This window comes from Frankia sp. CcWB3 (assembly GCF_977927595.1).
Genome location: NZ_CDWRCK010000037.1, coordinates 1 through 6,625 on the forward strand (window position 1 = coordinate 1; position 6,625 = coordinate 6,625).

The 6,625-nt window shown below is 70.1% G+C and carries 5 protein-coding genes and 2 pseudogenes; 3 read left to right on the top strand and 4 right to left on the bottom strand.

Annotated elements, in window-relative coordinates; all coding sequences use genetic code 11:
* A partial coding sequence (locus ACY5KJ_RS04995) for an ABC transporter substrate-binding protein (RefSeq protein WP_462202877.1) occupies nt 1–1,086 on the top strand: 1,086 nt, incomplete at its 5' end.
* A gap of 398 nt (nt 1,087–1,484) precedes the next feature.
* On the opposite strand, the pseudogene ACY5KJ_RS05000 reads toward ACY5KJ_RS04995, so the two are convergent.
* Together ACY5KJ_RS05000 and ACY5KJ_RS05005 are read right to left on the bottom strand one after the other, a co-directional pair.
* Nucleotides 1,485–1,634: pseudogene (locus tag ACY5KJ_RS05000) on the bottom strand (DUF2142 domain-containing protein); the annotation flags it as partial.
* Nucleotides 1,635–1,731: 97 nt separating this feature from the next.
* Nucleotides 1,732–2,778, bottom strand: coding sequence for a DUF2142 domain-containing protein (locus tag ACY5KJ_RS05005; protein ID WP_462186925.1), 1,047 nt, complete (start codon nt 2,776–2,778; stop codon nt 1,732–1,734).
* A gap of 386 nt (nt 2,779–3,164) precedes the next feature.
* Here ACY5KJ_RS05005 and ACY5KJ_RS05010 point away from each other — a divergent pair, with 386 nt between their 5' ends.
* On the top strand, nt 3,165–3,521 hold the full coding sequence (locus tag ACY5KJ_RS05010; RefSeq protein WP_462186903.1) for a winged helix-turn-helix transcriptional regulator: 357 nt from the start codon (nt 3,165–3,167) through the stop codon (nt 3,519–3,521).
* Between the two features lie 150 nt (nt 3,522–3,671).
* On the opposite strand, the gene ACY5KJ_RS05015 is transcribed toward ACY5KJ_RS05010, so the two are convergent.
* A complete protein-coding gene (locus tag ACY5KJ_RS05015; protein WP_462186904.1) occupies nt 3,672–4,238 on the bottom strand; it encodes a YceI family protein in 567 nt (188 codons plus the stop codon).
* A gap of 201 nt (nt 4,239–4,439) precedes the next feature.
* On the opposite strand from ACY5KJ_RS05015, the pseudogene ACY5KJ_RS05020 reads away from it, so the two are divergent.
* Nucleotides 4,440–5,233 (top strand): annotated as a pseudogene (locus tag ACY5KJ_RS05020) (hypothetical protein); the annotation flags it as partial.
* 423 nt (nt 5,234–5,656) lie between these two features.
* Here ACY5KJ_RS05020 and ACY5KJ_RS05025 read toward each other — a convergent pair.
* Nucleotides 5,657–6,256, bottom strand: a complete 600-nt coding sequence (locus ACY5KJ_RS05025; protein WP_462202878.1) for a hypothetical protein — start codon at nt 6,254–6,256, stop codon at nt 5,657–5,659.
* Nucleotides 6,257–6,625 lie beyond the last annotated feature (369 nt).

Below are 6,625 nucleotides of genomic sequence, written 5' to 3' on the forward strand. Positions count from 1 at the left end.
GAGCCGCTTTACCCCGACTCGGGGGTGCTCGCGCCCTTCTCCGCCGCGCGAGCCGGCCTCGACGCCCGGATCGGGCTGGCCAACGAGCGTGGCGGGGTACACGGCCGGAAAATCGTGTATGATTGGCGCGACGACCAGGGAACCGCCGAGGCGAATGCCATCGGCGTGCGGGAACTGGTCGAGGAGAGGAAGGTCTTCGGCCTCCTTGAGTTCACCCTGGCGGCGAGTGGCAGCGCGTCGTACCTCGCCGAGCAGAATATTCCGGTGGCCGGCGTGGCGGCTGAGGAAGTCTGGTCGAAGTACCGGAACATGTTCTCGTCGTTCTACATCACCGGATCCGCCATCGACACATACGGCAGGCTCGTCCAGTCACGTGGGGGAACCAGGGCCGTTCTGCTCAGGACCGCCCTGTCGGCCGGGATCGCGGACACCGGAAGCAAGATCGTGCAGAGCGTGCAGTCAGTCGGCATCCCGGTCGTCGACGAGGTGAGCTACACGGCGAACGCCGACAGCCCAGCGGCGATCGCCCAACGGATCGTCGCGGCTCGCGCCGACACCCTCCTCACCGTGGTCGACGCCCATGAACTCCCCGCCGTGCTGAACGCGATCCGCGCCGCCGGTGGGAATCCCACGGTGATCCTTGCCGCCAGCGGCTACGATGGCCGACTGCTGCGTGATGCGGGCGCCGCCGTTGCCGGCGTCACGGTCCCGGTTTTCCACCGGCCCTTCGAGGCCGGCGGCCCTCCCATCACGAGCTACATCGACGCGATGCGGCGCTACGCCCCCCAGCGGGAGGACCCGGAGCAGGAGATCACGATGATGGCCTACATCAACACCGACCTGTTCCTGCGCGGTCTGGAGGAGGCCGGGGACTGCCCCACCCGGCAGGGTTTCGTCGACGGACTGCGGTCGGTGACGAACTACGATGCCGGCGGCCTGATCCAGCCGATCGACCTCAGGAACAGTCTGGGCCGGCAGAGCACCTGCCTGGCCTTCGTCCAGGTCAACAATGCCGGTACGGCCTTCGGCGTCGTGGCGGAGAACCTGTGTGGCAAGGAAATCACGGCCGGTCGGGCCGCCTCGTGACCCGGGCCGGCCGGGCCCTGATCTGACGCGTCCCCGCCGCCGGGCGATGCGGGCGAACGCCGCGGCCCGGCCGCCGCCGCGGCGGCGGCGAGCAGGCAGCAGGCACCGGCTCCCGCCAGGGCCATCCAGGGGACCCAGCCACCCGGAGGATTCCACTGCGACGAGCCCAGGAACCAGGCCGGTCCATAGATGCCCACGGCGCTGCGGTGCCAGTCTGTCCATAGGCCGACGGTATGCACCGCGACCACCGCCATGACGGCGACGGCGGGCCCCGCCCGGCGCAGGGCCGCGGGGATGCGCGCGGCCCGCCGGGTCAGGATCTCCCCGGCCGCCAAGGGCACCAGCACCGCGATCGGCAGCAGGTACCGCCCGTAAACCGGGAAGCGCGTCTGCCGCAGGACCAGCACGTCGAGCGCCACCGCCACCGCCACCACGCCGATCAGCACCGCGCCGAGGCGGACCCGCTGCCGCCAGGTTCCCACGACGAACGCCGCGCCGAGCAGGACCAGCAGGCACGCGCCCCATGTCCAGTAGGCGAACGAGGGCATCCGCAGGCTCGCCCAGCCGAACACCCCGACCCACTGCCGTGCCCAGCGGGCGCGTCGGACGACAGCTGCCGCAGCCCCTGTTCCGCGAGCTCACGGCTTATCCCCGGGTGCGGCTGCACGCGCTTCTCCCAGGCCGCGGTCGCGACGACCCCGGCCACGGCGAGGGCGACCCACGGAACCGAGAGCCACCCGACCAGCCGGTGCCGCCGGGTCCCTTCTGCTGGCCGGGGCTGCTCGACTGGCCAGGGCTGCTCGACGGCGGGTACCGCATCGACGGCCCGCGCCCGCGCGCGGGGGCCGCGAGACCGACGGCGATCACCGGGGTGAGCAGCACCCACAGGGGGCCGGACGGCCGGGACAACGCCACCAGCGCGGCGACGAGGCCGAGGGCGGGCCAGATCCACCTCGGTGGCGCGCCCGGTCGACCGAGCCGCAGCGCCAGGGTGAACAACGCGGTCGCGCCCGCGATCTCCATCCCGTTCGTGCCGAGGACGGAACCCAGGAACAACGCCATCGGCGAGACCGCCAGCAGCACGCCGCCGACCGAGAGCAGTCCGGCGCGGGAATCCCAGGAGGCGAAGATGATGATCGCCAACAGTGTCACCACGATGGCAGCCGAGGTCGCCCGCCCGGCGTAGAGCGCGCCGTCCGCCGTGTGCGTGCGGGTCATCACGGCACCCTCGACCGCGTAGAGATAGGGCTCATAGGTGCCCACGTAACTGAGGGCCCGCGTCGCCGCCGGCCGGGAGTGCGGACGGTCGAGGCACGCGACGGACAGCCAGTCGCGGAAGAGGTCGCAGGGGAACCCCGCCGCGCCGGGGTTGAGCCCGGCGGGCAGGGCGAAGACGCGGCTGTTGCGATTGATCCAGTCGATCCGTTCGGTGCGGCCCGGTCCGTTGCCGAACGACGGATGTGCCAGCCGGCCGGGTGTTCCCGTCCATTGCCCGGTGCCCGCGCCGACCGCCTTCACGAAGTGGGCGGGCTCGTCGGGGCCGAACCCCGGCGGGTTGGTGCCGACCCAGGCGGCGACGAGCAGGAGGAACCCCGCGACGAGAAGCCGGGGAGGCAGCCGGGACGCACCCGGGGACCGGCCGGCCGTGCCACGCAGCCGGCCCCGCCGGCCCCGCCGACCACTTCGGCCCAGCCGACCCGGCTAGCCCCGCCGGCCACTCCGGTGAGGCGCGGCACTGCCGGGAGTGTCCGTCGTCGAACGGCACTCCGGTACACCGGCCATGACTCCCCTGCCGCGCCCCGACGCCCGATGGTTCCCTCACCCCATCGCATCCTGTCGCGCCTATCTAACTCCACTGCATGATTGGCGGATTGGCGGGACCGGGCCGGTCTTCCGCGGGTCGCCACCAGGACCCGCCGGTTGGCCTTCACCGGCACGCCGGCCTACGCTCCCGATCCCCGCCGGGTCGTCCGGGTGGGTGTGACAGCCTGAGTTGGTCCCACATGGGGGCCTGTCCTGCGTCGTGACCTGCGATGCGTCGGGGCACCCATGATGCGTCGGGCATCTACTATGACCGGATGGTTGCGAGGCCGGAGGACGGTGTGAGCTGTCAGGCGCTGACTCCGGTCTTCGCGCTGCTGGGGAAGCGGTGGAGCGGTCTGATCATCAGTACGCTGATGGCCGGCCCGGCGAGGTTCTCCGAGATAGCGAAGCTGGTGCCGGGGGTGAGCGAGCGGATGCTGTCGGGCCGTCTCACCGAACTCGTCCAGGCCGGCCTCGTGGAGCGTGAGGTTCTCGAGGGGCCGCCGGTGGCAACGCGTTATCGGCTCACCCCGCGGGGCGAGGGGCTGCGGACGGCGCTGCACGAGCTGGAGGTATGGGCGCAGGAGTATCTCGTCGCGCGCGGGGAGCCGCCGTCTCCCAGGACTCCTTGACCGGGGCTTGCTGACCGGGGCTTGCCGGGCCGGTACCCGCCGGGCTGGTACTTGTCGGGCCGGTGGAGGTGCCCACGGTCCGTCGCGAGCCCGGATGATCTCGGGGCGCGGGCTCGCGACGGCGCGGGACCGGTTGGGGAGCCGGGTTGATCAGGGGGCGATGAACTGCAGGTCGAGCTCGATCTTGACCTTGTCGGAGAGGGCGAGCCTGCCGGCACCGAGCGGCAGGTTGAAGGTGATGCCATAGTCGCCGCGGCGGATCTCCGTCGTCGCGGCGAAGCCGGACCGGACGCGGCCGTCTACGGGGTGAGTGTCGACCCCGTAGAACTCGACCGCCAGGGTGACGGGTCTGGTCACTCCGTTGATCGAAAGATTGCCGGCGAGTTCGTACTCCTCGTCGCTGCCCGTGACGGACGTCGAGGTGAACGTGATGGACGGGTGGGACGCGAGGTCGAAGAAGTCGGCGGAACGCAGGTGCGCGTCCCGGTCGGGCTGGTTGGTGTTGATCGAGGCCAGGTCGATCTCGGCGCCGACGGACACCGACTCCAGGGTGTCGCCGACCGACAGCGTCGCGGAGAACGTGTCGAAGCGCCCGCGGACGTTGGTGACGCCGAGATGGCGGACCTGGAAGTTCACGCCCGAGTGCGCGGGGTCGAGCGTCCAGGTACCGGCGGCCAGGGGCAGCGGAGCGATGTCGGACGGGGATGGCGCGGTCATGGGACCTCCAGGTCGATGATCGACGGATGGGGCGGTGGCCGTTGCGGCTGCAACGGTACCCCTACAAAACATTAGTAGCTAACGAAAGACAAGGGGTAGTGGGGTCCTGGACCGCTGCCGGTTCAATGCTGGTGCTGGTGCCGGTCCTCATGGGGGTGTCAGTCATGCCGCGTAGGCGGAGTGAGGCTTTCGAGGCAGCGGCCGGGGTGCGCGTGGCCGGAGCCGCCGGTGGGGGAGCGGTCGGTGGCGGAGTTCTGTGAAAACGGCGCGAAGGCGGTGGCGGAGGAGGCGACGCGGGCCCAGGTGGGCCGGGAGTTCTTCGCCGCGCATCCGCTGGCGGATCTCGCGGGTCGGTCCAGGCGCTGGCTGGGGAGCCGGGGTCGGATCATCGAGCCGATGTTCAAGGCGCCGGGTGCGGACCGGCACGCGCCGATCGGCTGGGACGAGGCATTCGGGATCATCGCGGGGGAGCTGAACGCGCTGGACAGTCCGGATGAGGCGGTGTTCTACACATCGGGTCGGACGAGTAACGAGGCGGCGTTCGTCTGGCAGCTGTTCGCGCGGATGGTGGGGACGAACAACCTGCCGGACTGTTCGAACATGTGTCACGAGTCGTCGGGGGCGGCGCTGTCGGCGACGATCGGGATCGCTCCAGCCTGCTCGGGCGGGGCACGACCCTGGCGGATCAGTTCCTGCAGATCCGGGTGAACGGGGACCCGGCGTTGTTCCAGGCGCTGACGGTCAACACCTGCGAGGTGCTGCGGGTCCCGCCGGGACACCTGCTGCTGCAGGCTGTCCGTCCCCACGACCAGTACAACACGACGATCTACGGCATGGACGACCGGTACCGCGGGGTGCGCCGCGGCCGGCGCGTCGTGTTCGTCCACCCGGACGACCCCGACGAGCTCGGTATCGCCGACGGCACCCACGTCGACCTCGTGCGCCCACTCGAAACCCCGGCGCAGGGTGTGTCCCGACGGCTGGTCTGCTGGTCTGCGTCGTGCGAGACCGGGTTCTTGACGGCGGTTGCCGGGAGGATACGGCGCTCCCAGCCGAACAGGTAGAGCAGGATGGAGACGAAGGTGAACTTGAAAAGTTCGAAACCCTGTGCGGAGTTGATGAGGGAAGCGACCAGGAAGGGTATGAAGAGGGCGGCCGATGCCGGCCGTCCGGCCAGCCGCAGCAGGATCAGGAAGACCGCTGCCAGAAGAGCGCACGCGCCGATCCGACCGAAATCGAACAGCCAGGCCACGTAGAGGGAGTTGGCCGCGTAGTTCCGGCCGTCACCGTATTTCTTGGCGAGATAGACGGAGTTCGAGTTCGGGCCGTAGCCGATGTTCGGATGACCGTTCTGCCGGGCCTCGGCCATGACGATCCGCGCGCTCGTGTAACGGCCGTTGGCGGTGGCGGGTGCCGTGTCATTGCCCAGCGCGCCGAGTCCGGCGACGAGCCGGCCGAACGCGACCGTCAGGCCGTTGTTGCTGGTCAGGTAGCCGGCCGGCGGCGAGGACGATCGTCCGGCGGCCCCGGGCAGCCACCGCTCGAACCCCGTTGAGATAACAGAAGGCCAGGCTGATAGAGGCGGTGAGCAGGACCGTGGGTGATTTGGTCAGCAGACCGGCGAGGACGACGAGTGCCAGGTTTCGCCACGACCTGCGCCGGACCGCCAGCAGGATCAGCACGGAGATGACCGGGGCCCAGGACGAGGGCTCGGCCAGCAGCCGGCGCAGCCGGGGCGTGCCGCCGGCGCCGGAGTCTACCCACACCGGCGCCGGTAGGACGGCGGCGACGGCATAGCCGGCCAGGGCGATCCACACGCAGCCCAGTGACATCCGCCAGAAGACGTGTTCGAGGTGGCGGCGATCGAAGAAGAATGCCGCGAAGACGGCGATCGAGGCGTAGAAGACGCCGAACCGCAGGCTTGCCGCGAGGTATTCGGCCGCGCGGTCCGGGGCCACCGGGGCCACCGGGGCAAGGGAGTAGAAGCACATGACCGTCGCGATGAAAAGTACGGCCAACAGGCTGCGCAGCGCGTTCAAACACCCAGATCGCCAGCCGGGCGGCCGGCCCGATCAGCTCGTTCTGCTGCGTTTACTCCGCGGTTTTTGGGGCGGTGTCCAACATCCCGGGGGAGCCGGCGGAGGTCGGATCGGGGGCAATCGTGACCGATCTCATCGCCGGCACCGTTGATTTCCCCCAAGGGGCATAGACGCCGTGATTTTCCCGAAGCCAATGTGGAGCATGCTAGCAGCCACCGGAGCGATTTCTCCCGGCATCCCTCGGCGGTGGGCGCGGGTGTCGCCATGGCGACCCTTTCCGGGGATCGACTGCCTATAACCGGTCCTTCGCGGGCGACGCACGCGTTCAGGAGTCGAAATGAAATAACT

Excerpts from the sequence above, each read along its gene's own strand:
- ACY5KJ_RS05015 (WP_462186904.1), bottom strand. The coding sequence starts at position 4,238 with ATGACCGCGCCATCCCCGTCCGACATCGCTCCGCTGCCCCTGGCCGCC.
- ACY5KJ_RS05010 (WP_462186903.1), top strand. The coding sequence starts at position 3,165 with ATGGTTGCGAGGCCGGAGGACGGTGTGAGCTGTCAGGCGCTGACTCCG.